21 protein-coding genes are annotated in these 24,617 nt (G+C 69.0%); 12 read left to right on the forward strand and 9 right to left on the reverse strand.

What is annotated here, in order from left to right; all coding sequences use genetic code 11:
• Nucleotide 1 precedes the first annotated feature (1 nt).
• The 6 genes from bcsE to LDO27_RS03715 all read left to right on the forward strand — a co-directional run bounded on the left by bcsE (nucleotide 2) and on the right by LDO27_RS03715 (nucleotide 7,343).
• Nucleotides 2–1,840, forward strand: a complete 1,839-nt coding sequence (gene bcsE, locus LDO27_RS03690) for a cellulose biosynthesis protein BcsE (RefSeq protein WP_224039736.1) — start codon at nucleotides 2–4, stop codon at nucleotides 1,838–1,840.
• Nucleotides 1,841–1,847: 7 nt separating this feature from the next.
• A complete protein-coding gene (locus tag LDO27_RS03695) occupies nucleotides 1,848–2,051 on the forward strand; it encodes a hypothetical protein (protein ID WP_222206767.1) in 204 nt (67 codons plus the stop codon).
• Nucleotides 2,048–2,854, forward strand: coding sequence for a cellulose biosynthesis protein BcsQ (gene bcsQ / locus LDO27_RS03700; RefSeq protein WP_224039738.1), 807 nt, complete (start codon nucleotides 2,048–2,050; stop codon nucleotides 2,852–2,854). Before LDO27_RS03695 ends, bcsQ begins: the two co-directional genes overlap by 4 nt.
• Entirely contained in the window at nucleotides 2,851–5,418 is a 2,568-nt protein-coding gene (gene bcsA / locus LDO27_RS03705) for a UDP-forming cellulose synthase catalytic subunit (RefSeq protein ID WP_224039740.1), read from the forward strand. The genes bcsQ and bcsA overlap by 4 nt, the downstream gene beginning before the upstream one ends.
• Nucleotides 5,419–5,502: 84 nt before the next feature.
• Nucleotides 5,503–7,101, forward strand: coding sequence for a cellulose biosynthesis protein BcsG (gene bcsG / locus LDO27_RS03710; protein ID WP_224039742.1), 1,599 nt, complete (start codon nucleotides 5,503–5,505; stop codon nucleotides 7,099–7,101).
• The gene (locus LDO27_RS03715) at nucleotides 7,098–7,343 is read left to right on the forward strand and encodes a cellulose biosynthesis BcsR family protein (protein WP_224039744.1); all 246 of its coding nucleotides are present in this window, start codon (nucleotides 7,098–7,100) and stop codon (nucleotides 7,341–7,343) included. Before bcsG ends, LDO27_RS03715 begins: the two co-directional genes overlap by 4 nt.
• A 21-nt stretch (nucleotides 7,344–7,364) precedes the next feature.
• Here the strand turns inward: LDO27_RS03715 and LDO27_RS03720 are convergent, their stop codons facing one another.
• The gene (locus LDO27_RS03720) at nucleotides 7,365–9,164 is read right to left on the reverse strand and encodes a methyl-accepting chemotaxis protein (protein WP_224039746.1); all 1,800 of its coding nucleotides are present in this window, start codon (nucleotides 9,162–9,164) and stop codon (nucleotides 7,365–7,367) included.
• A gap of 447 nt (nucleotides 9,165–9,611) precedes the next feature.
• Between LDO27_RS03720 and LDO27_RS03725 the strand changes: the two genes are divergently transcribed.
• Nucleotides 9,612–10,616: a tripartite tricarboxylate transporter substrate-binding protein gene (locus LDO27_RS03725; protein WP_224039748.1), complete on the forward strand. Its 1,005-nt coding sequence runs from the start codon at nucleotides 9,612–9,614 to the stop codon at nucleotides 10,614–10,616.
• Nucleotides 10,617–10,667: 51 nt separating this feature from the next.
• On the opposite strand, the gene LDO27_RS03730 is transcribed toward LDO27_RS03725, so the two are convergent.
• Complete coding sequence (locus LDO27_RS03730) at nucleotides 10,668–11,684, reverse strand: glycerophosphodiester phosphodiesterase family protein (protein ID WP_224039750.1); 1,017 nt, start codon at nucleotides 11,682–11,684, stop codon at nucleotides 10,668–10,670.
• 111 nt (nucleotides 11,685–11,795) lie between these two features.
• Between LDO27_RS03730 and LDO27_RS03735 the strand changes: the two genes are divergently transcribed.
• On the forward strand, nucleotides 11,796–12,401 hold the full coding sequence (locus LDO27_RS03735) for a GNAT family N-acetyltransferase (protein ID WP_224039752.1): 606 nt from the start codon (nucleotides 11,796–11,798) through the stop codon (nucleotides 12,399–12,401).
• Nucleotides 12,402–12,572: 171 nt separating this feature from the next.
• Here the strand turns inward: LDO27_RS03735 and LDO27_RS03740 are convergent, their stop codons facing one another.
• The 3 genes from LDO27_RS03740 to LDO27_RS03750 all read right to left on the reverse strand — a co-directional run bounded on the left by LDO27_RS03740 (nucleotide 12,573) and on the right by LDO27_RS03750 (nucleotide 16,015).
• The gene (locus LDO27_RS03740; RefSeq protein WP_377747350.1) at nucleotides 12,573–13,106 is read right to left on the reverse strand and encodes a GAF domain-containing protein; all 534 of its coding nucleotides are present in this window, start codon (nucleotides 13,104–13,106) and stop codon (nucleotides 12,573–12,575) included.
• A 2-nt stretch (nucleotides 13,107–13,108) separates the two neighbouring features.
• Nucleotides 13,109–14,089, reverse strand: coding sequence for a tripartite tricarboxylate transporter substrate binding protein (locus tag LDO27_RS03745; protein ID WP_224039754.1), 981 nt, complete (start codon nucleotides 14,087–14,089; stop codon nucleotides 13,109–13,111).
• A 96-nt stretch (nucleotides 14,090–14,185) separates the two neighbouring features.
• Entirely contained in the window at nucleotides 14,186–16,015 is a 1,830-nt protein-coding gene (locus LDO27_RS03750) for a gamma-glutamyltransferase family protein (RefSeq protein WP_224039756.1), read from the reverse strand.
• A gap of 146 nt (nucleotides 16,016–16,161) precedes the next feature.
• Here LDO27_RS03750 and LDO27_RS03755 point away from each other — a divergent pair, with 146 nt between their 5' ends.
• Nucleotides 16,162–17,112 (forward strand): LysR family transcriptional regulator, encoded by a 951-nt coding sequence (locus tag LDO27_RS03755; RefSeq protein ID WP_222206789.1) that lies wholly within the window; start codon nucleotides 16,162–16,164, stop codon nucleotides 17,110–17,112.
• Nucleotides 17,113–17,119: 7 nt separating this feature from the next.
• Here LDO27_RS03755 and LDO27_RS03760 read toward each other — a convergent pair whose 3' ends face one another.
• Both LDO27_RS03760 and LDO27_RS03765 read right to left on the reverse strand, forming a co-directional pair.
• Nucleotides 17,120–18,232, reverse strand: coding sequence for an alkene reductase (locus LDO27_RS03760; protein ID WP_224039758.1), 1,113 nt, complete (start codon nucleotides 18,230–18,232; stop codon nucleotides 17,120–17,122).
• 230 nt (nucleotides 18,233–18,462) lie between these two features.
• Nucleotides 18,463–18,888 (reverse strand): VOC family protein, encoded by a 426-nt coding sequence (locus LDO27_RS03765; protein ID WP_224039760.1) that lies wholly within the window; start codon nucleotides 18,886–18,888, stop codon nucleotides 18,463–18,465.
• A gap of 236 nt (nucleotides 18,889–19,124) precedes the next feature.
• On the opposite strand from LDO27_RS03765, the gene LDO27_RS03770 reads away from it, so the two are divergent.
• Together LDO27_RS03770 and LDO27_RS03775 are read left to right on the forward strand one after the other, a co-directional pair.
• A complete protein-coding gene (locus LDO27_RS03770) occupies nucleotides 19,125–19,562 on the forward strand; it encodes a fumarate hydratase (RefSeq protein WP_222206793.1) in 438 nt (145 codons plus the stop codon).
• A 344-nt stretch (nucleotides 19,563–19,906) separates the two neighbouring features.
• Complete coding sequence (locus LDO27_RS03775) at nucleotides 19,907–20,188, forward strand: hypothetical protein (RefSeq protein WP_222206795.1); 282 nt, start codon at nucleotides 19,907–19,909, stop codon at nucleotides 20,186–20,188.
• Nucleotides 20,189–20,219: 31 nt separating this feature from the next.
• Here LDO27_RS03775 and LDO27_RS03780 read toward each other — a convergent pair whose 3' ends face one another.
• On the reverse strand, nucleotides 20,220–20,690 hold the full coding sequence (locus LDO27_RS03780) for an Lrp/AsnC family transcriptional regulator (protein ID WP_222206797.1): 471 nt from the start codon (nucleotides 20,688–20,690) through the stop codon (nucleotides 20,220–20,222).
• Between the two features lie 462 nt (nucleotides 20,691–21,152).
• Nucleotides 21,153–22,088: a LysR family transcriptional regulator gene (locus LDO27_RS03785; RefSeq protein WP_224039762.1), complete on the reverse strand. Its 936-nt coding sequence runs from the start codon at nucleotides 22,086–22,088 to the stop codon at nucleotides 21,153–21,155.
• 112 nt (nucleotides 22,089–22,200) lie between these two features.
• Here LDO27_RS03785 and metE point away from each other — a divergent pair, with 112 nt between their 5' ends.
• Nucleotides 22,201–24,585: a 5-methyltetrahydropteroyltriglutamate--homocysteine S-methyltransferase gene (metE, locus tag LDO27_RS03790; protein WP_224039764.1), complete on the forward strand. Its 2,385-nt coding sequence runs from the start codon at nucleotides 22,201–22,203 to the stop codon at nucleotides 24,583–24,585.
• Nucleotides 24,586–24,617 lie beyond the last annotated feature (32 nt).

Here is a 24,617-nt window from a genome sequence, read left to right on the forward strand (position 1 = left end):
CATGAGTCAATCGACAGGCCCCGACGCCACGCTTCCCACCTCTGCCTCCGCGGGCGCGCCGGTACGGCCCCGCTCCGCGCTGTTCGCGCGGCTCCAGGCGCGCCCGTCGCTGGCGATCGACGCGCTGCCGCTGGAGCTGGCGACGCTGGCGCCGGCGCACGCGCATATCGTCTACGCCGAGCCGTCGCCGGCGCGCGACGCGCTGTTCTGGCAGACCGCCGCCACGGCGCTGCGCGGGCCGGCCACCGTGCTCTCCGCGCGCCCGACCGCCGGCATCGCGCAATCGCTGCGCGAGCACGGGCTCGATATCGACGTGGGCGGCGCGCTGCACCACAAGGCCAACCTCTGCGGCCTGCGTGCCGACGCCGGCAACGCCAGTATCGACACGCTGGTCGACGCGCTGCAGGCGCTCGCCGACCAATGCACCACGCGCCATAGCGTGGTGATGGTCGAAGGCGCGGAACAGTGCTTCTCGTGGCACGACGGCGCGCGCCTGTCGCGCGAAGGGGCGCGGCTCGCAACCTGGTGCGCGCGCGAGCAGTTGTCGCTGCTGCTGGTACTGTCCCCGCCGGTGGACGAGTCGCGCCCGCCGGCCGATCTTGGCAGCCTGCATGCCCGCTTCGCCGGCGCCGCTCACCTGGCCCAGGTGCAGGGGCAGTACACATGGGAGGTGGCCTTCTGGCGCGATCGCGACGCGGTGCTCGCCAGCCGCTCGCTGCCGCTGCGCTTCGCGCCCGACGCGCAACGGCTGGTCGCCGGCACGGAAGGCGCCGACGCCGATCCCGCCGCGGCGGCCGGCCTGCTCGCGCCCGACGAACATCGCGTCATCGTGTGCCGCGATGCCATCGCGCACGAACGCTGGGTGCCCGAATCGTGGCAACTGGTGGACAGCAACGAGGCCGCGGTGGCCAGCGCCGGTGCCGCGGTGGCCGCCACCGTGCTGCTGCACTACCACGGCAACCGCGCCTTCGAGGCGCTCGCCGAGCAGGTGCACAGGCTGCGCCGCACGCGCGGCAGCGCGCTGAAGATCATCGTGCGCGAAGACCAGGAGGCGATGCGGCAGCACTACGAGCTGCTGCTGCTCAACCTCGGCGCCAACCTCGTGATCTCCCGGCGCACGCCGTTCGCGCGGGTGCAGGCGATGATCGAGGGCGTGCAGGGCCAGGTGTTCTCGCGCCCGCTGCCGGCCGACTACCGCACCGCGCTCTCGGCGGTGCTGACCGGCTCGGCCGTGGGCTACGTGCCGCCGCGCGAGTTCATCGACACCGTGCGCGGCGCGGTGGAACAGGGCCGCACCATCCGCTTGCCCCACGTGCTGCTGCGGCTGACGCTGCTGCCGGAGGTGGCGCATATCGACGCGCTGCGCGCGATCCGGATGAACCGCACCGGCGATATCTGCAGCGCGGACGCCGACAGTGTCTACGTGTTCTTCTTCGCCTGCCGGCTGGACGACGCCGACGCGGTCTGCCGGCGCGTGTTCCAGCGCCCGCTGGAGGCGTTGTTCTCCGGCGAGCTGCGCTGCGGCGACACGCCGACCATCGAGGCCGCGCTGAATGCCTTCGCGCAGCAGGCCGCCGAGCAAACGCTGCCCGACTACAGCGGCTGGCTGCAGGCACGGCAGGAAGCCGAGGCCGGCAAGGCGGCCGACACCGCGGGCGGTCCGGCCGCCGATTCCGTGGCGGACACCGAGGCCGCTGCCGGTGCGGCGCCCACGCCGCGCGCGGGCGCGGTACTGCCGGCGCTGTCCATGCTCGATGCCCTGCGCCCGCCATCCGCCTCGCGCACCGAACCTCGCGCCGCGCCGCTCCCGTCCGCAGTGCCGCTCAAAGCCAGGGAATAGCTACGCCATGCGTGTCTTCATCGGATACTTCATCTGGGGCCTGATACTGGCGGCCCCGCTCGCCTGGCTGTTCTGGAAGCTGGACCTCGTGCATCTGATGCCGCGCTGGTTCCAGCCGCGCCAGCGCCGCGCCGTGCGGCTGCCGCCGCAGCTCGAAGGCATCGTCATCCGCGGCAAGCGCTGGCAGGCGCCAAAGGACAGCGCGCGATGAAGACGGTTGCCATCGTCTCGCCGGTGGGCGGCGCGGGCCGCTCCACGATGACCGCGGCCCTGGCCTCGCTGCTGGCCGGGCGCGCGCATGGCGTGCTGGCGCTCGAGTGCGATCCGCGCAATCTGCTCGGCCTGCATTTCGGCATGCGTGAGGCCGGCGTCCACGGGCTCATCGATGCCGCGCTGCGGCCGGCGGCCGACGACTGGGCCGCCGCCGCCCTGCGCAGCGACGACGACGTGCTGGTGGTGCCGTGGGGCCGCCCCGAACGCAAGGACGGCGAGCGCGGCATCGGCGCCGAGGCTATCGCCACGCGCTGCCTGCTGGAGCAGCCGGGCTGGCTGCGCGCGCTGCTGGCCCGGATCGACCTGGCCGACGACGCCGTGGTGCTCGTCGATACGCCGGCCTGGCCCGCGCTCCACGCCGCGCAGGCCTTGGCCGCCGCCGACCTGGCGATGGTGCTGGCGCCGCCCGAGCCGGAGGTCTGCGCCACGCTGCCGCGGCTACAAGGGGCGCTGGACAATGCCGGCGTGCCGTACCGGGTGGTCGCCACGCGCGTGCAGCCCGCCCGCCAGCTGCACGGCGATGTGCTGGCGCTGCTGCGCAACCGCCTGGGCGAGCGCATGCTGCCCTATCAGGTGCACCTCGACCACGGCCTGCCCGAGGCGCTGGCCCGCGGCCAGAATTTCTGCCGCGCGATGCCGCATTCGCAGGCCGCACACGATCTGCAAGGCATCGCGGCGTGGCTGTCGCAATGGATCGCCGCACCGGCCGCCGGGGCGGGCACGGCAGGAGCACGGCCATGATCGCCGGCGCGCTGATCGATCTGACGCTGAGGCTGCGCGCGCTGATGGCGCGCGGGCTGGAGCTGAGCGAGCAGACGGCGCGCGGCGAATGGCTGGTGCGCCTGTTCTTCCGCCCGCCGCGCCCCGGGGCGCGCGACTGGCCGGCGGAGTTCTCCGCGTGGCTGCGGCGCAGGGGCGCCGAACGGCTCGGCGTCGATGCGCACCACGGCATGGGCTTGCGGCTGTGGCGCCTGTTCGTGCGCCAGCCACGCGCGCGCCGGCGGCTGGCGGCGCCCACGCGCCGCCGCAGCATGCCGGAGCACGCCCCGCCCGAATCGGCGCTGCGACGCTGGCTGGACCGGCGGCTGGAGCCGGCCTATCGCTTCGTCGCGCGCAGGAAGCGCCGGCTGATGGCGCGGCTGCCGCGCGTGGACTGGATGCGCGCGGGCAGCGGACTGGCGCACCTGGCCGCGGTGGTGCACCGCGTGCGCGGGCTGGCGCCGACCCTGCTCGTGCTGGCCGCGATGACGGCGCTGGTGCTGTGCACGACCCCGCTGCCGCTGGGCGGCCAGCTCACGGTGTTCGCGCTGGTGTGGCTGACCGTGATGGTGCTGCGGCGCATCCCGGGCCGCTTCCCGACGCTGACCATGATGGCGCTGTCCACGCTGATGACGCTGCGCTACATCTGGTGGCGGGCGACCGAGACGCTGGACCTGGCCACGCCGCTGGAGGTCACCATCGGCTACCTGCTGTTCGCCGCCGAGGCGTACACCTGGGTGATCCTGATCCTGGGCTATATCCAGACCGCGTGGCCGCTGTCGCGCCGCACCAAGACGCTGCCCACCGATACCTCGCAGTGGCCGACCGTCGATGTCTACATCCCGACCTACAACGAGCCGCTGTCGGTGGTGCAGCCCACCGTCTACGCCGCGCGCAGCCTCGACTGGCCCAGCGACAAGCTCAACGTCTACCTGCTCGACGACGGCCGCCGCCCGTCGATGAAGGCCTTCGCGGAACAGGCCGGCGTGCACTACCTGATCCGCCCGGACAACAACCACGCCAAGGCCGGCAATATCAACCACGCGCTGTCGGTCACCGGCGGCGAGTACATCGCGATCTTCGACTGCGACCATATCCCCACGCGCTCCTTCCTGCAGACGACCATGGGCGAGTTCCTGGCCGATCCGAAGTGCGCGATGGTGCAGACCCCCCACCACTTCTTTTCGCCCGATCCGTTCGAGCGCAACTTCGACACCTTCCGGCGCGTGCCCAACGAGGGCAGCCTCTTCTACGGGCTGATCCAGGACGGCAACGACCTGTGGAACGCGGCGTTCTTCTGCGGCTCGTGCGCCATCATCAAGCGCAAGCCCCTGGCAGAGATCGGCGGCATCGCGGTGGAAACGGTGACCGAGGACGCGCACACCGCGCTGAAGCTGCACCGGCGCGGCTACAACACCGCCTATCTGCGCACCGTGCAGGCGGCGGGGCTGGCCACCGAAAGCCTCGCCAGCCATATCGGCCAGCGCATCCGCTGGGCGCGCGGCATGGCGCAGATTTTCCGCATCGACAATCCGCTGCTGGGCAAGGGGCTGAAGCTGTTCCAGCGGCTGTGCTACACCAACGCGATGCTGCATTTCTTCTACGGCATCCCGCGGCTGATCTTCCTGACCATGCCGCTGGCCTACCTGGTGTTCGGCCTGCACGTGATCAACACCTCGGCGGCGATGATCGCGGCCTATGTGCTGCCCTACCTGGTGATCGCCAACATCACCAACTCGCGTATCCAGGGCAAGTACCGGCATTCGTTCTGGGCCGAGGTCTACGAGTCGGTGCTGGCCTGGTACATCGTGCTGCCGACCACGATGGCCTTCATCAATCCGCGGCTGGGCAAGTTCAACGTCACCGCCAAGGGCGGGCAGATCCAGGACGACTACCTCGACTGGACCATTTCCAAGCCGTATCTGGTGCTGCTGGCGCTGAACATCGGCGGCCTCGCCGTGGGCCTGGGCCGGCTGGTGCTCGGCACGACCACCGAGCCCGGCACGGTGCTGATCAACATGGTATGGGCCAGCGTCAACCTGCTGATGCTGGGCGCGGCCATCGGCGTGGCCAAGGAAGCCCGCCAGGTGCGCGTGGCGCACCGCATCCCGATGCGCGTGCCGGCCACGCTGCTGCTGCCCGACGGCACCACCCTGGCTTGCCATACGGAGAACTACTCGCTCGGCGGGCTCGGCCTGCTGCTGCCGATCGACGTGCCGCTCGCCGAGGGCGAGCGCGTGGGCGTGTGCCTGTCGCGGGGCGCGCGCGAATACCATTTCGCCGCGGCCGTGGCGCGCAACGTCAACCGGCATCTGGGCGTACGCATGCACGACCTGAGCCCCGAGGCCGAGACGCAGCTGATCCAATGCACCTTCGGCCGCGCCGACGCGTGGATCGACTGGCTCGACGACCAGCCGCGCGATGCGCCGCTGCGCGGGCTCAAGGAAGTGATCGAGATGGGCTATCAGGGTTTCCTGCGCCTGTACGACGCCGGCATGGACATGGTCGAAGCCGTGATGGCCAAGCGCCGGGCACGCCAGTCATGACGCAGCCGGCACCCGCGAGCCATTTCGCAGAACGCACCGCAGTACGCATAACCGGGCCGTAACAGGGCCGCAACCGCAACGCACATGGGACTCTGGAACCTCTACTTCGCCGCCAAGCTGTACCTGTTCGCCATCGGACAGGTGCAGCCCCGCTGGCTGCTGAACATCCTGTTCGCGCTGTGGCTGGTGCTGCCGGTCGAACACCGGGGCCTGCGCGTGCTGCGGCATGTGCTGGCCGTGGTGGTGGGGGTCGCCCTGCTGTACCACGAATCCAACCTCCCGCCGTTCGAGCGTGTGGTGTCGCAGTTCTCGAACCTGAGCGCGTTCACCCCCGCCTATCTGCTGGAGCTGCTGCAGCGCTTCGTCGGTCCCGACCTGGTGCTCGGCGCCATCGTCGCCGTGATGGTCTACCTGATCGTCAACCGCTGGGTGCGCGTGACGACCTTCGTGCTGCTGGCCTTGATCGTGGTGCCGCTGTGGCAGCGCCCGGACACGATGGCGACCGGCGTGGCGGCGACGCGGCCGGCGCAGCGCCCGGCGCCGACCATGCGCGTGGACAGCGCTGCGGAGGTGGGCGACAACGAGGCGCAGCTGGCCGCCTTCCGCGAGCAGGAGCGCACGCGCCAGGTCGCGTTCACGCCGCTGACCGCTTCCGCCGACAGCCAGTTCGACATCATCGTGCTGCATGTCTGCTCGCTGTCCTGGGACGACCTGGACGTGGCCAAGGCGCGCAACCATCCGCTGCTGTCGCGCTTCGACTATGTGTTCTCGGAGTTCAGCTCGGCGGCCAGCTACAGCGGCCCCGCGGCGATCCGCCTGCTGCGTGCCGGCTGCGGCCAGCAGCCGCACCAGGAGCTGTACTCGCCCGCGCCGGCCCAGTGCCATCTGTTCGAAGCGTTGGCGCAGGCCGGCTTCGATACCCGCGTGCTGATGAACCACGACGGCCGCTTCGACAACTTCCGCGGCTTCGTCGACAAGGAAATCGGCGTGGCCAAGGTGAACCACGTGCCCGTGGATGGCGTACCGCCCGCGATGCGCGCCTTCGACAACTCGCCGATCCTGGGCGACTACGCGGTACTGGAGAAGTGGTACAAGTCCCGCCTCGCGCAGAACGAGGGGCCGCTCGCGCTGTACTACAACACGGTGACGCTGCACGACGGCAACCGCCTGCCCAATTCCAGGCTGACCAGCATCGAGTCGTACCCCCTGCGGCTCGCGCGGCTGCTGGACGACGTCGACAAGCTGATCGCGCTGATCGAACAGTCCGGCCGCAAGGCGGTGGTCGTGTTCGTGCCCGAACATGGCGCGGCGCTGCGCGGGGATGCCAACCAGATTGCCGGCATGCGCGAGATCCCCACGCCCCGCATCGTGCATGTGCCGGTGGGCGTCAAGCTGATCGGCGTGCCGGCGGCCAATGCCGGCTCGGGTGGCGCGGAGGGCGGCGGCACGGGCAACGGCCCGCTGACCATTCATACGCCGAGCAGCTACACGGCGCTGTCGCAACTGCTGTCGAACCTGATCGCCGACAGCCCGTTCCGCCAGGGCGCGCCCGAGCCGGCGCAGTACGCCGCCAACCTGCCGCAGACGCGCATGGTCGGCGAGAACGAGGCCACCGTGATGATGCGGCGCGGCAGCGGGTATTCGGTGCGCACGCCCGACGGCGTGTGGGTGGACGGCAAATGAAGCGCCCCCGCGCCCCGCGGCGCCACGGTCCGCGCCCGAACAACGATATCGAGGCCCTCGCGCAGAAGGTGCCCGGCTTTGCCGCGCAGCACTATGTCGACGAGCAGGAATCGCAGGCTGCCAGCACGGCCGCCACCCGCTGGCCGCGGCTGGCGGGCTGGCTCGGTTATGGCGAGGTCGCCGATGATGGCTCGGGCAAGGCAGACCGCGAGGACGGCGGGCCTGCCGGGCCTGCGCGGTAGGGAAAGCCGCCGGCCCGCGCGTCAGGCCCCACCCGGCAACCGGAATGTCGACATCGCCTCGTTGAGCGCGCGCGCCTGCCCTTCCAGCGACGCGGCCGCCGCGGCGGCCTGCTCCACCAGCGCGGCGTTCTGCTGGGTCATCCCGTCCATCTGCACCACGGCCTGATTGACCTGTTCGATGCCGCGGCTCTGCTCGTCGGAGGCCGCGGCGATCTCGCCCATGATGTCGGTCACGCGGCGGACGGCGGCCACGATGTCCGCCATGGTCCGTCCGGCCTGGTCCACCAGTTCGGAGCCGCCGCCCACGCGCTGCACCGACTCGTCGATCAGCGCCTTGATCTCCTTGGCCGCCGAGGCCGAACGCTGCGCGAGCCCGCGCACCTCGCTCGCCACCACCGCAAAGCCCCGGCCATGCTCGCCGGCGCGCGCCGCTTCCACCGCGGCGTTCAGCGCGAGGATATTGGTCTGGAACGCGATGCCTTCGATCACGCCGATGATGTCGGCGATCTTGCGCGAGCTCTCGTTGATCCCGCCCATGGTGTCGATCACGCGCGAGATCGCGTCGCCGCCCTGGGCCGCCACCGCCGACGCGCTGTCGGCCAGCGCGCTGGCCTGCCGCGCGTTGTCCGCGTTCTGGCGCACGATGCTGGTCAGCTCCTCCATGCTGGAGGCGGTCTCCTCCAGCGCCGCGGCCTGCTGCTCCGTGCGCTGCGAGAGGTCGGCGTTGCCCGCCGAGATCTCCGCGGTGGCGCCGTGCACCGCGTCGCTGCCGCCGCGCACGCGCAGCAGCACGGCGGTCAGCTTGTCCGCGAAGGCGTTGAACGAGCCGGCGATCTGCGCGACCTCATCGCGCCCGTCGACAGGCAAGCGCTTGGTCAGGTCCCCGCTGCCCGTACCGATATCGTCCATCGCATTGCGCACCATCGACAGCCCGCGGAACGCGCGCGAAGTCACGGCGCCGACGATCAGCGCGGCGACGAGCGCGACCACCAGGATCACGCCGGCAGACGTCCGCAGCAGCTCGCGCATGCCGGCCGTCGCCTCGGCCTTGTCCAGCGCCACCACCAGCGCCCAGTCGGTGCCCTGGACTGGGCGCGCCACCATCAGCTTGGCGTGGCCGCCCACCGCGACTTCCATCGGCGCATCCGCCTTCAGCAGCTCGGCCACCGCGAGGCCGGGCGCCAGCGCGGACAGCGGCTTGAGCGTCAGCTTGTCGTCCGGATGCGCAATGATGCTGCCCTGGCTGTCCACCAGGAAGCCAAAGCTGGCGGGCGTCGGATGAATGGCCTTGACGTTGGCGACCACGCTGTCCATGGTCACGTCGCCCGAGACGACGCCGCGCACCTGGCCGCTCTCGCGCAGCGGCGCGGCAAAGGCCACCACCAGCTTGCCGGAGCCCACGTCGACATACGGCGGCGTGACCACGGGGTGGCCCGCCCGCGCCGCCTGCAGATACCAGGGGCGTCCGGTCGGATCGAAGTCCGGCGGAATCCCCACCGCCTGCGAGAACTTCGCGGTCTTGTCGGCATAGCCCGCATAGACGTTCGTGAAGCCGCCCGCGGCCTGCACGGCCGCGAAGGTGGAAACCGGGTCGGCGGCAAACGCCGCGGTGCCCGCCGACACGATCATCTGCGTCTTGGACGCGATCCAGTCGTCGATGCCCGCCAGATGTCCGCCGGCGACGGAGGCCAGGCTCGCGCGGATCGATGCGTCGTTGCTGGTGCGCATGACCTGATAGTTCAGCGCGCCGGCCAGCACCAGGGCGCCCACGACGATGGCCACGCAAGTAAAGAGAATTCGATTTCGAATCGATGACAGCACGGAACAGACTCCAAAAATAAGGGGCGCCTCGCCCCCGGCGCGCGTATTCCGGACGCGCGCGCATCGCCGTCCGTTGGGGACGGGATGGAAGCTGCGGTCAGGCTGGATGGTGTTCGCGCGTCGGCGGTGCGAGAGGGGAGCGGATGCTCGGGGGGAAGAACGGCCCGCGCGCGCCGGAGTTAATCCACGGGTAAACCCGTAGTCCGAGCATACGGGCATTGCGCTGCACAAAAACGACGATAAAGCGCTCCCGGGCGCATGTCAGCGGCGCTCGCCAACGAAAAGAATGTCATCGCCGCGCGCGGCAAAGGGAGTCCGCCGAGGCGGGTTTACCTGATTCATAAGGCTCCGTTCGGCAATTTAAGATGGTCCCAGCCCGGGTCTTCGCCGACACTGGCGCACACACAGCCTCTCACGCAGGAGGCGATAACATCAGGAGACAGCCTAATGGCAAGCCGTGCCCATACCCTCGAACGCTTTGCCTGGATCCCGCTCGCCGCGGTGGTTGCGGCCGTGGTGGCCGCCGCGCCGGCCCTGGCCGCCGACCCCTATCCGAGCAAACCCATCACGCTGGTCGTGCCGTTCTCGGCGGGAGGGCCGACCGATGTGGTGGCGCGCAGCGTGGGGGCCGCCATGTCCAAGACGCTGGGGCAGACCGTGGTAGTGGAGAACAAGACCGGCGCTGGCGGCACCGTCGCGCCGGCCCACGTGGCACGCGCCGATGCCGACGGCTACACCATCCTGATCCACCACAACGGCATGGCGACCGCGCCGGCGCTGTACCGCAAGCTGTCCTACGACCCGCTGAAGGATTTCGAGTACGTGGGCCAGGTGGCCGACGTGCCGATGACCATGCTCGGCAAGAAGGACCTGCCGCCCAACACCGCCGCCGAGCTGATCAAGTACGCGCAGCAGAACAAGGACAAGGTCAATCTCGCCAACGCGGGCCTGGGCGCCGTCTCGCAGCTGTGCGGGCTGCTGTTCGAGCAGGCCGTGGGCGTCAAATTCAACGTGATCCCGTTCCAGGGCACCGCGCCTGCGCTGAACGCGCTGCTGGGCGGGCAGGTCGATCTGCTGTGCGACCAGACGACCTCGACGCTGCCGCATATCGCGGCCGGCAAGGTCAAGATGTATGGCGTCACCACGCCCGAGCGCATCAAGGCGTTGCCCAACGCGCCGACGCTGCAGGAAGGCGGTCTGAAGGGCTTCGACATGAAGGTGTGGCACGGCGTGTATGCGCCCAAGGGAACGCCGCCCGACGCTGTCGCCAAGCTGACGGCCGCGCTCCAGGCGGCGCTGAAGGACCCGGCGGTCGTCAAGCGCATGCAGGACCTTGGCGCCGAGATCGTGCCCGCCTCCAAGCAGACGCCGGAGGGCCTGAAGACCAGGCTCAAGGCGGAAAGCGACAAGTGGCAGCCCATGCTGAAACGCGCTGGCGCGGTGGCGGACTGACCGCGGAGCATCAAGCGGGCGCCCGCATGCCGTGATGGCCGCGGGCGTTTTTTATTGGCGTTCCGGCTCGCCGCCCTGCGCTGCCCCGCCCGCGGCGGGCCGCGCCAGCAGGGCGCGGATCGTCGGCAGTTCATCGGTCAGGATGCCGCCGGCATAGCCGGGCGGAATCTGCGCGAGCTGCTCGGCCGTATCGATGCCGGTCATCGCCCCGCCACCCGCGTAGGGTCCGACGACATAGACAGGACTACCCACCGACGCCATCCGGGCGACGAAACGTTGCGGCCAGCCCCAGAGCCATGGCGCGATGTCCAGCGGGACCAGCACCAGTTGCCGCGCACAGGCGTCGGGCACCACGCCGGTCCAGCCATACGCCAGATAACGCACCAGGCAGGACTTCAGCGACTGCCGCGACATCGACACCAGCGCCGGCATGCGCCGCCGGATCTCGGCCAGCGGCCGGTCGCCGCCATAGACCATCAGCAGATCGCGCTGGGCAGGCGCGAGTCCAGCGAGATAGGCGGCGAGCTTCGCGCCTTCGTCCGCGTCGTTGCTTTTGACATTGAGCAGGAAGCGATGGCCGGGAAAGGCCGCCAGCACCTCGGCCAGCGACGGCATCAGCCCCACCCCCTTGCCGCGGAACGGGAACGTGCGCCCGTCATCGGCGGTATAGCCGTAGCCGATGTCGAGCCGCTTCAGTTCCGCCATCGACCGTTCCCGCGTCGGCCCCGTACCCTCGGTGCGGCAGTCCAGCGTCCAATCGTGAAAGACGGCGAACTGCCCGTCGGTGGTGGGATGCACGTCGATCTCCACCACGTCGGCACCGGCTGCGAAGGCGGCGCCCATGGAGGGAATCGTGTTTTCGAGGTAATCGTGCTGCGGCGGGTGGATCCGCCGCGCGGTGCAGGTCTCGTGCGCGAGATTCGCGGTATCGAAGCGCTGGGCGATGCCGCGATGGGCGAGCACCGACGGCGTGACGGCAGGCTGCGCGCCGGCCGGCGCGGCGGCCACGGCGTGAAGGAACACCGTCGCCATCAGCAGCGACAGGACTGGCGGGATCTTCGTTGTCATCGGGGAGCAAAGCGCCTGAGGGAATCGGCTCCGCGGCATTATCATCTGCTTTTCCCGGCGCCTCCGTGCCCATACACCCGGACCGCCCGCGCCGCGGTCCTCGCACAAGCCATGACAACGCAACCGGAAACCACCACGCATGCCCCGCCGGAGCCTTCGGCCGCGCTGGCAACCCGCCCCACCGTCACCGTGCGCGATGCGCAGCCCTCGGACATGGCTGCCGTGCAGGCCATCTACGCCCATCACGTGCTGCACAGCCTCGCGACCTTCGAGGAAACCCCGCCGACCGTCGAGGAACTGCTGGCGCGGCGCGACACGGTGCTGCGCGCGGGCCTGCCCTATCTCGTCGCCGAACTCGACGGCCTGGTCGTGGGCTACACGTATGCCACCGCCTACCGGCCACGGCCCGCGTACCGGCACACCATCGAGGATTCCGTCTACGTCGCCGACGGCATGGCCGGCTACGGCATCGGCAGCGCCCTGCTGAGCGAGCTGATCGCGCGCTGCGAACGTGGCCCGTGGCGGCAGATGCTGGCCGTGATCGGCAACAGCGGCAACGCCGGTTCGCTGGCATTGCACCGGCGCATGGGATTCCAGCCGGTGGGCACGCTGACCTCGGTCGGCTTCAAGTTCGGGCAGTGGGTGGATACGGTGCTGATGCAGCGGCCGCTGGGGGATGGGGATGGGACGTTGGTCGGTGAGGGGAATACGGGCTGAGGCTTCGATCGGGCGGTCAGCCTCACCCTCACCCTCTCCCGCGCGCGGGAGAGGAGAAAAAACCGACGGCATGGCAGAGACTGCTGGTTTGCGCCCCTGTCCCGCCAGCGGGAGAGGCGCGGGGGTGAAGGTGACCGCCCGCCATCGCCCCAGCTGGCAAGCCACCCAGGATCACGCCTCGACCACCCCGCCCCGCGCCGCCACCACCGCCGGCATCGCCAGTTGCGCGAGCAACCGCAGCGTGGTCACCTCGACCGGCGTCCAGGCATGCCGCGCCGCCAGGAAGTTGAACGTGCCCACGCACCGCCCATGCTGGCACACCGGCACGTTGACCACCGCCGTCAGCCCCAGCCCTCGAATGGTGGCCACATCGTCGAACACCTCGGCCAGCGCGGCATCGCCCTCGCCCACATAGACCTCGCCACGATGCAGCACCTGCCGCGTCCATGGCGTATCGCCCTTGGACTTGCGACCGCCCACGGGATAGGACTGCGGATCGCTGGACCACAGCCGCACGACCTCCGACGATGCCTTCGCATAGGCGTTGATGGTCAGCAGCCCCGGGCCCAGCAGCGTAGTGGTTGCCGCGCCCAACGCGGTGAAGGTGGCCGCCTCGTCCGCGCCCGACAGCGCGTCGCACAGGGCCGCGGCCATGGCTTCGGGCCAGTCCAGGTGCGCCCCGCTCATCGGAACGGCTTGATTCACGCTCATTCTCCCTTGATCCCCAGTTCGCGGATCAGCTTGCCGTAGCGGTCGGCATCGCGGCGCAGGATGGCGCCGAACTGCTGCGGCGTCGAGGTGGCCGTTTCCACGCCGATGGCCGTCATCTTGGCCTTCACCTCGGGCAGTGCCATCACCTTGTTGATTTCGCTGTTCAGGCGCGCGACCAGCGCGGGCGGCATGCCGACCGGACCGAACGCGCCGTACCACACCGACAGCTCATAGCCCGGCACGGTCTCCGCCACGGTAGCGGTATCGGGCAGCAGCGGCGAACGCTTGGCTTCGGTGACGGCGAGCAGCTTGAGCTTGTTCGCCTTCACGTGCGGCAGCGTCTGCGTCCCGGCGGAGAACAGCAGCTGGGTCTGGCCCGCGACGGTATCGACCACGGCAGGTGCGCCGCCCTTGTACGGCACGTGCAGCATCTCGACGCCGGCCATCTTCTCGAACAGCACGGCGCTCAGGTGGTTGGTCGAGCCGGGTCCGGCGCTCGCGTAGGCCAGCTTGCCCGGATTGGCGCGGGCGTAGGCGATCAGCTCCTTCACGTTGTTCGCCGGCACCGACGGGTTGATCACCATGGTGTTGGTCACATAGGCCAGCAAGCCCAGCGGCGTGAAATCCTCGACGCCGCGGAACGGCATATTGGGCATCAGCGCCGGGTTCATCGCGTGCGTGCTCATGGAGCCGATCAGCAGCGTATAGCCGTCGGGCTTGGCGCGCACGACCATGGCCGAGCCGATATTGCCCGAGGCACCGGGTTTGTTGTCGACGATCACCGGCTGGCCCAGCGAACGGGTCAGGTGTTCGGACAGCACCCGAGCCAGGATGTCGGTCGAGCCGCCCGGTGCCCACGGCACGATCAGCGTGACCGGCTTCTGCGGATAGTTGTCCGCCGCGGCGGCCGTGGTCGCGGCCGCGCACAGCGTCAGCGCCGCGATGGATCCCAGCAGGCCCTTGAATATCGTCTTCATGTCATTTCCCCCAGTGTTGCCCTTCAACCTCGAATATCGCGGATCGCATCGCGCGATCCGGCCCCATCAAAACCTGTCGATGCCGCGCGGTACGGTTCAGCGCCCGACCGCATATCCCTGCATGCCGCGCGCGTTCGCGCCGGCCTTGAGTACCAGCCGCCCCCGCGCATCGCGCTCGCGCGTGCAGGCCGACATGCGTCCCTCGGACCACGGATCGCCCACCCTGACCTCGTGCCCGCGCGCGCGCAGCGCCTCGATCGTCTGCTCCGGCAGGCGCGATTCCACCGAGATGCGGTTGCGCACGGTCTGGCGCGGCCAGAACGAGCCGGGAAAATGGTCGATGTGCCAGGCCGGCGCATCGATCGCCTCCTGCAGGTTCATGCCGTGCACCGCATGGCGCAGGAAGAAGGCGACCGACCACTGGTCCTGCTGGTCGCCGCCCGGCGTGCCGAACACCATGTATGGTTCGCCATCGCGCAGCGCCAGCGAGGGCGACAGCGTGGTGCACGGACGCTTGCCCGGCGCGAGGGTATTGGGCAGGCCCGGCTCCAGCCAGGTCATCTGCAGCCGCGTGTTCAGCGCGAAGCCCAGCGTCGGGATCGCGGGGCTGGACGACAGCCAGCCGCCCGACGGCGTGGCCGCGACCATGTTGCCGTCGCGGTCGATCACATCGAGATGGCAGGTATCGCCCACGAAGATCTCGCGCTCGGCCCATTCCTGCACCGGCGGCAGCGCGGCGAATGTGGGTTCACCCACGCCGAAACGGATATCGGCATCGCGCAGCGTGCGCTCGGCCGCGCCCAGATCGGGCAGCTGCGGCGCCAGCCGGCCGACCGCGCCGGGGACGATCTCGGTGGAGGCACGCTCGCCGATCAGCGCGGCGCGCGCGCGCAGGTAATCGGCATCGAGCAGGCCGGCCAGCGGCACGTCGACGAAGTCGGGGTCGCCATACCAGGCGAGGCGGTCAGCCATCGCCAGCTTGGCGGCTTCCGCGACGCGGTGGACGAACTCGGGCGAGGTCGGCGCGTGGGCGTCGAGCTGGGCGTGGCGCAGCATGCCCAGCTGCTGCAGGAAGACCGGGCCCTGGCTCCAGACGCCGCACTTGGCCACGGTATGGCGGCCGAAGTCCATCGTGACGGGGGCCTCCACCGTGGGCCGCCAGTTGGCCATGTCGTCCAGGCGCAGCAGGCCGTGGTGCTTCTCCCCGGTGGTATCGCGCACGGCCTCGGTGCGGCAGAAATCATCGATGGCACGCGCCACGAAGCCGCGATACCAGCAATCGAGCGCCGCATCGATCTGCGCCACGCGCGAATCGCCGGCGGCGTGGGCCGTCTCGACGATGCGTTGGTAGGTGGCGGCAAGCGTCGGAGTGGCATGCAGCGCGCCGGGCTTGGGCACCCGCCCGTCCGGCAGCCACATCGCCGCGGAGCTGTGCCATTCGTTGAGAAAGAGTTCGCGCACGGCAAGGATGGCCTGCGAGATGCGCGGCACCAGCGGAAAGCCATCGCGCGCATAGCCGATGGCCGGGGCCAGCACATCGGCCAGCGACCAGGTGCCGTAGTCGCGCAGCATCGTCAGCCAGGCGCCGAAGGCACCGGGCACCGTCGCGGGCAGCAGGCCGATGCCGGGCACGAGGTCCAGTCCCCTTGCGCGCATCGCAGCGGGATCCGCCAGTGCCGGTGCCGGGCCCTGCCCGCACACGGCGCGCACCGCGCGCTCGCGTTCGCTCCACAGCAGGATGGGCACCTCGCCGCCGGGGCCGTTCAGATGGGGCTCCACCACCTGCAGCACGAAACCGCCCGCCACCGCGGCATCGAAGGCGTTGCCGCCGCGCTCCAGCACGCTCATCGCGGTCTGCGACGCGAGCCAGTGGGTGGACGACACCACGCCAAAGGTGCCGGTGATTTCGGGACGAGTGGTGAACATGGGAACGGCGCGCGAGGCGTCTCAGCGATGGGAACGTTCGCAGTATACGCGCCAGGAATAACCGCAAATGGCTATTGCATTATCATGGCATTCCATTCTGGTTATATGACCTTGCCACCCGCGAGCGCCGTTCAGGATCCGCCGCCATGATCGATCCCGCCGAAAAACTGCAGCACAACCTTGTCTCCCGCCTGCGGCTGAAGCATTTGTCGCTGCTGCTCGCACTCGATCGCGAGCGCTCGGTGTCGCGCGTGGCGGCCGAGCTGGACCTGTCGCAGCCCGCCGTCACGAAGGCACTGCGCGAGATCGAGGACATCTTCCTGGTGCCGCTATTCGCGCGCACGCGCAACGGGCTGGAGCCCACCGATACCGGCGTGGCGGTGCTGGCGCACGCGCGCCTGGCGATGGCCGACACCACGGCGCTCGGGCGAGAGCTGGCGGTCATCGGCGCGGGCTTGCGGGGACGGCTGCGTATCGGCGTGATTCCGTTCGTCGCCCCGGCCGTGCTCGATGCCGCCTGCACGCATGGGCTGCAGCAGCAGCCGCGGGTATCGGTGCTGGTGCGCGAGGGCACCACCGACGAACTGGTGGCGGCGTTGCGCGCGCATGAACTCGATTGCGCGGTCGCGCGCTCGTTCTACACGAGCGGCGACGACATCATGCACATCCCGCTATACCGCGAGGAGCCCACGCTGGTGGTGCCGGCACGGGCCGCGGCGCGGCTCGGCCGCGGCCGGCTGGACTGGGCGCAGCTTGCCGCGCTGGACTGGATCCTGCCGCCCGCGCATACGCCGATCCGGCGCACCATCAACACGATGTTCGCCACCGCGGGGGTCGCGCCGCCCACGCCGATGGTGGAGACCTACTCGATCAAGACCATGGCGACGCTGCTGCGCAACCAGCCGCGCGCCATCACCATCGTGCCGCGCGCGGTGGCGGCCGACCTGACGGCCACCGGCAGCGCCGCCGCGCTGCCGCACACCTTGAGCTGGGACCTGCCCTCGGTCGGCGTGATGTGGCTGCGCCGGTCCGAACACTCCGCCGCACTCACGTCGCTGGTCGATGCGCTGCGGGCGGTGCAGGTACGCAAGGCGTAGCAGAACGCTACGCCGCCGCCTCTTCCACGCGGGCGTAGTCGGTATAGCCCGACGCCCCACCGCCGAAGTACTTGTTGCGATCGCCCTGTTCCAGCGGCAGGCCGTGCTGCAGGCGATACGGCAGATCCGGATTGGCGATGAACGGCCGGCCGAAGCCGATCATGTCGGCCCAGCCCTTGCGCAGCGCTTCCTCGGCACGCTCGCGGTCGTACTTGCCGGAATAGATCAGCGTGCCGGGATAGACCAGCCGCAGCGCTTCCTTGAACGCGGCCGGCATTACCGGCGCGTCGTCCCAGTCCGCCTCGGCGATATGGAGATAGGCCACGCCGAGCCGGCCCAGCAGATGCGCCGCGGCGACATAGGTGGCCTGCGGCGTATCGTCGACGGCGCCCTGCAGCGTGGTCAGCGGCGCGAGCCGCACGCCGATGCGGTCCTTGCCGACCACGTCGATCACGGCGCGCACCACTTCCTCCAGGAAGCGCAGCCGGTTGGCGAGCGAGCCGCCGTATTCGTCGGTACGCAGATTGGCCTGCGAGTCGATGAACTGATTGATCAGGTAACCGTTGGCGCCGTGCAGCTCCACGCCATCGAAGCCCGCATCCAGTGCATTGCGCGCGGCGGCCGCGAAGTCGCGCACGATGCCGCGGATCTCGTCGACCGACAATGCCCGGGCGCGCGAGTGCTGCACCATCTCGCCGACGCCGCCCTCGGGACCGCGGCCTTCCACGTCGACAAAGACCTTGACGCCTTCGGCCAGCGTGGCGGACGACGATACCGGCGCCGCGTTGCCCGGCTGCAGCGCGGTATGCGATACGCGCCCCACATGCCACAGCTGCGCGAAGATGCGGCCGCCCGCGGCATGCACCGCGTCGGTGACCTTGCGCCAGCCCGCGACCTGCTCGGCCGAGTGAATGCCCGGCGTCCACGCATACCCCTGCCCCTGCTGGCTGATCTGCGTGCCTTCCGAAATGATCAGGCCGGCGGTGGCGCGCTGTCCGTAGTACTCGGCCATCAGATCGGTCGCGACATTGCCGGCCGCGGCCCGGGAACGGGTCATCGGCGGCATCACGATGCGGTTGGGCGCGTGGATCGGACCGAAGGTGTACGGCGTGAACAGCATGGACTGGCTCTCCTTGAACGGGTGATCGCCAGACGCACTTGGGCGCCAGCGACATGGGAATCTGGTGAGGATGGAATTATCGGAAAATGCCGCGGCGGGAAAAAGCGCTGTCGCGGCAAATTATTTTTGCGCGCGCGGCAAGAACCCGCGAGCGTGTGGAATCTCCCCTTCCGCGGGCGGGAACAGGGAGAAACAAGAACGCACCGCTGCACGCCGAGCAAATCGAACGCTCATTGCCACGGGTCGTATGAACCGACATTCCACAAATGGCCCTCGGGATCGCGGCAGGTGAAACCGCGGCCGCCATACTCCTCGTCCTTGATGTCGAGCACGATCTCGCCGGCGGTCGCCTTTACCCGCTGATAAACCACGTCGGCATCGGGCACCACCACATATATGCTTTGCGTCGCCAACCCGCCGACCTGGTCCGGCTGCCGGATCAGTTTTCCGTAGGGCGTGTCGCCCACCGATCCGATCATGATCATGCCGTTGCCCAACGACAGTTGCGCATGCGCGATGGTGCCGTCCGTGTTGTCGACGATCATGTGTTTCTCGAAACCGAACGCATGGCACAGCCATTCGATGGCGGATGGTGCGTCGCGATACAGCAGGCACGGAACAATGCCCGCGCCATGGGGATTCGGGATGGGATTCACTGGCGTTCTCCTGTGTGCGCAAGACCTGCGCGATTTGCGTTCGATCTTTGCCGATGAACTTCATTACGCAGCATAGAACATCGCGGCGCGTACATTGCGAGAGCGCGAAACCTGTGAAACGATGCAGTGCCATTGCGGCAATGACGACTTTGCACGACGCGCGGATATCACAGCGATTCCAATTTCGCAAGACTAGCGGTTATACTCCGCGCTCCACAACCAACACATAAAACACAATGGTCGTAGCCAGCAAAACCAACGCAAAGCGCGCAGTCAAAAGCAGCAAACCCGCTGCCACGAAGAAGGCTGCCGTGCCTGCAAAGAAGGCCAGCGTGCTGACCCGCGAAGCCGCAGCCGCCAAGAAGCGTCTGCTGAAACTGCGCGTCGATACGAAGAAGGCGATCGAAGCGGCCAAGCGCGAAGTTGCGCAAGCCGTCGAGGCCGCCAAGCAAGCCACGCAGTTCGAAAAGCAGGCCGCCAAGGAAAAGCTGGCTGCGGCGAAGGCAAAGAAGTCCGCCGCCGCCAAGAAGGCATCGGCAAAGAAGCCGGCAGCCAACGCCGCACGCAAGGCGGCTCCGGCAAAGGCTCCGGCCAAGTCGGCAGCAAAGCCTGTTGCCAAGGCCGCGAAGAAGCCCGCCGCCAGGAAGGCCGCTGCAGCACCGAAGGCCGCCTGAGCAGGCAGCCTGAATATCGGGCCGACCGTTGTGGTCGGCCTGCGTTGTAGCGGGACTCGAGGCGCGGCACAGGCGCGAGTCCCGATTATGTTCCCCCGGCGTTCCCGTTCATCGCGGGTTCCGCGTCTCTGGTTTTCCCGTCCGCGTTTGCTGCGCCCTCGTTGTGCGAGCGCACACGCCCCCTCTCGCGGGCTGTCACGCATTGCCCTTTTTTTGGGGGGTATTCATCCGCGTCAAAGCTTCGCATAATCGCTGTCCCTGCGAACGGCGGGCCAGGTTCCGGCACCCGCCATCGAACGACGACGCAGGACTGCGCGCGAACAATAACTAGAATGGAAACGGCAATGAAGACAGCACTGGAACACTGCCCACTTTGCACGACCGTCACCGAGGCATCGGTCCGCCCACGCTCCTACGGGCAATGGAAGCGCTATGCGTGCGCCAATGCGGATTGCGGTCCGACCGAAATCAGTACCAAGGCGCGCAGCAGGCTGCGCCGCGGCGAGCGCCAGGCCGAACTGCGCAACGTCGCCAAATCGTGCCGCGGCTCGGGCGCCCGGCTTCGCATCGGGTTCGATGGTCCCAGCGGCGAATACCAGGTCGTGGTCGAGGGCGAGCCGCAGTAGGCAGCGCGGCGCGACAGCGCCCCGCGCGCGCTCAGGGCTCCACCGACGGTTCCCTCTTCAGGCAGCGCAGCACGAAGGTAGAGCGGCTATGCCGCAGGCCGGGCAGCTTGTACAGCTTGTGCCGCAGGAATTCCTCATAGCCCTCCGTGCCGGCCACGGCGACCTTGATCAGATAGTCGTACTCGCCCGTCAGCAGATACGCCTCCATGACCTCCGGCAATTGCGCCAGCGCCTTGCCGAAGCGGTCGAACATCTCGTCGTCGTGCCGCTCCAGCGTGACCTCGATCAGCACGGTATCGGGCAGGCCCAGCGCCTTCTGGCTCAGCAGGGCCGTGTAGCCTTCGATCACGCCGGCATCCTCCAGCGCGCGTACGCGATTCCAGCACGGGGTCGCGGACAGGCCGACCTGTTCGGCCAGCTTCAGGTTGGAGAGGCGGCCATCGCGGCGCAGGTGGCGCAGGATGCGGCGGTCGGTTTCGTCGAGCTTGGGAGCGGTAGCCATGGGTCGGAGCGGAAAGCCAGGAAAGGAAGAATCTTCGCACGATTCCCATATCGATAGTGGATTCGTCCCTGAAATGGGCCGCAGGCATGAAAATCGGGAAGCTCATTTTGAGAAAGCGCTGGTAAATTGACCACAGTTGCCAACGCCTTCCATCGAGCTAAACGCCATGCCCGCCTCGTTCCCCGCTTCGTCGCTTCCCGCGCTGCATCTGTCCCTGCGCCTGGACCCGGCCGACCTGTTCGGCACCCTGGAATGGGTGCTGGCCACCGCCCGGCGCACCGGCCTCGCGCTGAGCCAACTGCATTTGCCGGATAGCGAGCCCGGCGCCCCGCGATGTGTGCGCCTGTCGGCCACGGCGCAAGAGTGCGACCGTCTCGATCTCTTCCTGCGCCGCGTGGAAAACGGTGTGGATGTCCTCGAAGTGGTGACCCTCGACGACGCTCTCGCCGCCGAGCGCCCTGACTATGCCGCGCCGGCGTCGGCCAGCGGCAGCAACTCGATGCCGTCGAGCGCCGCCGCACAGGTGTCCCGCACGATCGAGACGAAGTCACGCACGTACGGCCTGTCCTCGATGGCGGACGGCACGGTCGCGTAAAGCTCGCTCCACAGGCCCTTCGCGCCGATCCGCTTGGCCAGCACGTAGTCGTGATCGACGTAGTTCTTGACGCCCCAGTTCGGTAGCGCCGCCACGCCCCGCCGGCTCGCGACCAGTTGCAGCACCGCCACGGTCAGCTCCGCGGTGCGCCGCTGCAGCCTGATGCCGGCCGGCTCCAGTACCTCGCGGATCAGGTCGATGCGTTGCTCCGGGACGGGATAGGTGATCAGCGTCTCGCCGGCCAGATCGGCCGCTTCGATGCGCCGGCGGCTGCGCAGCCGGTGCTCGTTGGCGATCACGGCCAGGATCTCGAAGCGGAACAGCGGCGCGACGGCCAGCCCGCGCCGGTTCGGCGGCATCGAGCCGATCACCATGTCCGTGCGCCCTTCCGCCAGCAAGCCAAGCGGATCGGCGTGGAAGCCGGCGACCAGATCCACCTCCACCTCTGGCCAGCGCTTGCGGAATTCGTCCATCACCGGCATCAGCCAGTCGAAGCAGGTATGGCACTCGAGCACGATGCGCAGTTCGCCCCGCGTATCGCCCTTCAGTCTTTCCAGGTCCCGTTCCGCCGCGCTGATGGCCGCCAGCGTCTCACGCGCCAGCGCCAGCAGCCGCTCGCCGGCCGGCGTGAAACGCATGCCGCTGCGTGCGCGGTCGAACAGCGTCAGGCCGTAGTGCGCCTCGAGCGCCTTGATCTGGTGCGACAGCGCCGACTGGCTGACGTGGACCCGTTCGGCCGCGGCGGCCAGCTTGCCGGATTCCGCGATGGCGACCAGCGAGCGGAAATGCCGGACCTCGATCATCGCGCCGCCTTCGTCTTTGTATTAGTTTGATTCATGGTTTCTTTAAAACATATCACTTGATTCATTGTAAGCCGGCACGGACACTGTGCGCCACACTGATTCGGAGCAAGACATGGCACGCACACATATCCTCGGCTTTCCGCGCATCGGCGCGCAGCGCGAACTGAAATTTGCCCAGGAAGCCTTCTGGCGGGGCGAAAGCGACGAAGCCGCATTGCGCGGCGTGGCCGCCGGCCTGCGCGCGGCCCACTGGAAGCAGCAGGCCGACGCCGGCCTGGACATGGTTGCCGTGGGCGACTTTGCCTACTACGACCAGATGCTGGGCATGTCCGCCCTGTTGGGCGCGCTGCCGGCGCGCTTCGGTTTCGACGCCCGCGAGTTGACCCTTGCCCAGTATTTCGAGATGGCACGCGGCAATCGCGAACAGCCCGCGATGGAAATGACAAAGTGGTTCGATACGAACTACCACTACCTTGTGCCGGAACTGGCGCCGGACACCGCGTTCGATGGTGGCGTCTCCTGGCTGTTCGAGGAACTGGAAGAGGCGCTGGCGCTGGGGCTGACGGCCAAGCCCGTGCTGATCGGGCCGGTCACCTATCTGTGGCTCTCCAAGACCCATGTCCCCGGCTTCGATCGCCTCTCGCTGCTGCCCCGCGTGAGCGCCGCCTATCGCCGGCTGCTGGAGCGGCTGCGCGCACGCGGCATCGAGTGGGTGCAACTCGACGAGCCGGCGCTGTGCCTCGATCTGCCGCCCGAATGGCTCGCCGCCTACGACCGCGCCTATGCGGAGCTGGGGCAGGCCGGCGTCAAGCTGCTGCTTGCGACCTATTTCGATACCGCCGCCGACCACGCGGCGCGGGCCGCCGCCCTGCCGGTGCATGGCTTCCATATCGACCTGGTACGGGCCCCGGCACAGCTGGCGGCATGGCGCGAGGTGCTGCCGGCCGGCGCGGTGCTGTCGGCGGGCGTCATCGACGGCCGCAATATCTGGCGCGCCGACCTTGGCCAGGCGCTGGCACTGCTCGAGCCGCTGCACCGGGACCTGGGCGACCGGCTGTGGATCGCCCCGTCCTGCTCGCTGCTCCATGTGCCCGTATCGCTCGCGCCAGAGTCGCGGCTCGATGCGGAAATCAAGTCGTGGCTGGCCTTTGCCACGGAAAAGCTGGATGAACTGGGCGTGCTGGCCAACGCGTTGAATCACGGCGAGCAAGCCGTCGCCCCCGCCCTGGCCGAAGCCGCCGCCGCGCGCGCCTCGCGCAGCGCGTCCCGGCGCGTCGTCAATGCCCAGGTGCGCAAGCGGATGGCCGCCGTCACTCCCGCCATGGCGGAGCGGCACAGCCCGTTCGCGCAGCGCATCGTCCAGCAGCGCGACGCACTGAAGCTGCCGGCGCTGCCCACCACCACCATCGGCTCGTTCCCGCAGACTGCGGCCATCCGCCAGACGCGCGCCGCCTTCAAGCGGGGCGAGATCGGCGCGCTGGAATACCTGCAACGCATCCGCGCCGAAATCGAGACCGCCGTGCGCAAGCAGGAGGCGCTGGGGCTCGACGTGCTGGTCCACGGCGAAGCCGAGCGCAACGACATGGTGGAGTATTTCGGCGAGCAGTTGTGCGGCTATACGTTCACGGAGTTCGGCTGGGTGCAGAGCTACGGCTCGCGTTGCGTCAAGCCGCCCGTCATCTATGGCGACGTCTATCGCCCCGAGCCCATCACGGTCGATACCGCGCGCTACGCGCAGTCGCTCACCGACCGGCCGATGAAGGGCATGCTGACCGGCCCGATCACCATGCTGCAATGGTCCTTCGTGCGGGACGATCAGCCCCGCGCCGACACCGCGCTGCAACTGGCACTGGCCATTCGCGACGAGGTCGCGGACCTCGAGCAGGCCGGCATCGGCGTGATCCAGATCGACGAGCCCGCGCTGCGCGAAGGGCTGCCGCTGCGCAAGGGAGACTGGGATGCCTACCTGGAGTGGGCGGTGCGCGCGTTCCGGATTTCGGCGGCGACCGTCGCCGACAGGACGCAGATCCACACCCATATGTGCTATGCGGAGTTCAACGATATCCTGCCCGCCATCGCCGCCATGGACGCGGACGTGATCACCATCGAGACGTCACGCTCGGCAATGGAGCTGCTGGAGGGGTTCGGCGAGTTCGACTATCCCAACGATATCGGGCCGGGCGTCTACGACATTCATTCGCCCCGCGTGCCGGGCGTGGAAGCCATGCTGCAACTGCTGGAGCGCGCCTGCGAGGTCATCCCGCCGGAACGCCTGTGGGTGAATCCGGATTGCGGCCTGAAGACGCGCGGTTGGCCGGAAACGGAAGCGGCGCTGGCCAACATGGTGGCCGCGGCGCGCATCCTGCGCGAGAAGATCGGCCGGCGGGGCGCGGCGCCCTGGCAACGGGCGGTGCGCCGTGCCGCCACGGCGGGCTTTGCACCCTCGGTGGCATCGCACGCGGCGGCGTGCGATTGCGCGGCGCACGCCGGCGCCTGAGGTCGGCGCGGCCGTGCCGGCCGCGCTCGCAA

Origin of the sequence: Cupriavidus respiraculi, from assembly GCF_914271545.1 — a bacterium.
GTDB lineage: Bacteria > Pseudomonadota > Gammaproteobacteria > Burkholderiales > Burkholderiaceae > Cupriavidus > Cupriavidus respiraculi.

What these genes read in the sequence shown, in the direction of transcription:
- bcsE (WP_224039736.1), top strand. Translation starts at nt 2, where the DNA reads ATGAGTCAATCGACAGGCCCCGACGCCACGCTTCCCACCTCTGCCTCC.
- LDO27_RS03695 (WP_222206767.1), top strand. Translation starts at nt 1,848, where the DNA reads ATGCGTGTCTTCATCGGATACTTCATCTGGGGCCTGATACTGGCGGCC.
- bcsQ (WP_224039738.1), top strand. Translation starts at nt 2,048, where the DNA reads ATGAAGACGGTTGCCATCGTCTCGCCGGTGGGCGGCGCGGGCCGCTCC.
- bcsA (WP_224039740.1), top strand. Translation starts at nt 2,851, where the DNA reads ATGATCGCCGGCGCGCTGATCGATCTGACGCTGAGGCTGCGCGCGCTG.
- bcsG (WP_224039742.1), top strand. Translation starts at nt 5,503, where the DNA reads ATGGGACTCTGGAACCTCTACTTCGCCGCCAAGCTGTACCTGTTCGCC.
- LDO27_RS03715 (WP_224039744.1), top strand. Translation starts at nt 7,098, where the DNA reads ATGAAGCGCCCCCGCGCCCCGCGGCGCCACGGTCCGCGCCCGAACAAC.
- LDO27_RS03725 (WP_224039748.1), top strand. Translation starts at nt 9,612, where the DNA reads ATGGCAAGCCGTGCCCATACCCTCGAACGCTTTGCCTGGATCCCGCTC.
- LDO27_RS03730 (WP_224039750.1), bottom strand. Translation starts at nt 11,684, where the DNA reads ATGACAACGAAGATCCCGCCAGTCCTGTCGCTGCTGATGGCGACGGTG.
- LDO27_RS03735 (WP_224039752.1), top strand. Translation starts at nt 11,796, where the DNA reads ATGACAACGCAACCGGAAACCACCACGCATGCCCCGCCGGAGCCTTCG.
- LDO27_RS03745 (WP_224039754.1), bottom strand. Translation starts at nt 14,089, where the DNA reads ATGAAGACGATATTCAAGGGCCTGCTGGGATCCATCGCGGCGCTGACG.
- LDO27_RS03750 (WP_224039756.1), bottom strand. Translation starts at nt 16,015, where the DNA reads ATGTTCACCACTCGTCCCGAAATCACCGGCACCTTTGGCGTGGTGTCG.
- LDO27_RS03755 (WP_222206789.1), top strand. Translation starts at nt 16,162, where the DNA reads ATGATCGATCCCGCCGAAAAACTGCAGCACAACCTTGTCTCCCGCCTG.
- LDO27_RS03760 (WP_224039758.1), bottom strand. Translation starts at nt 18,232, where the DNA reads ATGCTGTTCACGCCGTACACCTTCGGTCCGATCCACGCGCCCAACCGC.
- LDO27_RS03770 (WP_222206793.1), top strand. Translation starts at nt 19,125, where the DNA reads ATGGTCGTAGCCAGCAAAACCAACGCAAAGCGCGCAGTCAAAAGCAGC.
- LDO27_RS03775 (WP_222206795.1), top strand. Translation starts at nt 19,907, where the DNA reads ATGAAGACAGCACTGGAACACTGCCCACTTTGCACGACCGTCACCGAG.
- LDO27_RS03780 (WP_222206797.1), bottom strand. Translation starts at nt 20,690, where the DNA reads ATGGCTACCGCTCCCAAGCTCGACGAAACCGACCGCCGCATCCTGCGC.
- LDO27_RS03785 (WP_224039762.1), bottom strand. Translation starts at nt 22,088, where the DNA reads ATGATCGAGGTCCGGCATTTCCGCTCGCTGGTCGCCATCGCGGAATCC.
- metE (WP_224039764.1), top strand. Translation starts at nt 22,201, where the DNA reads ATGGCACGCACACATATCCTCGGCTTTCCGCGCATCGGCGCGCAGCGC.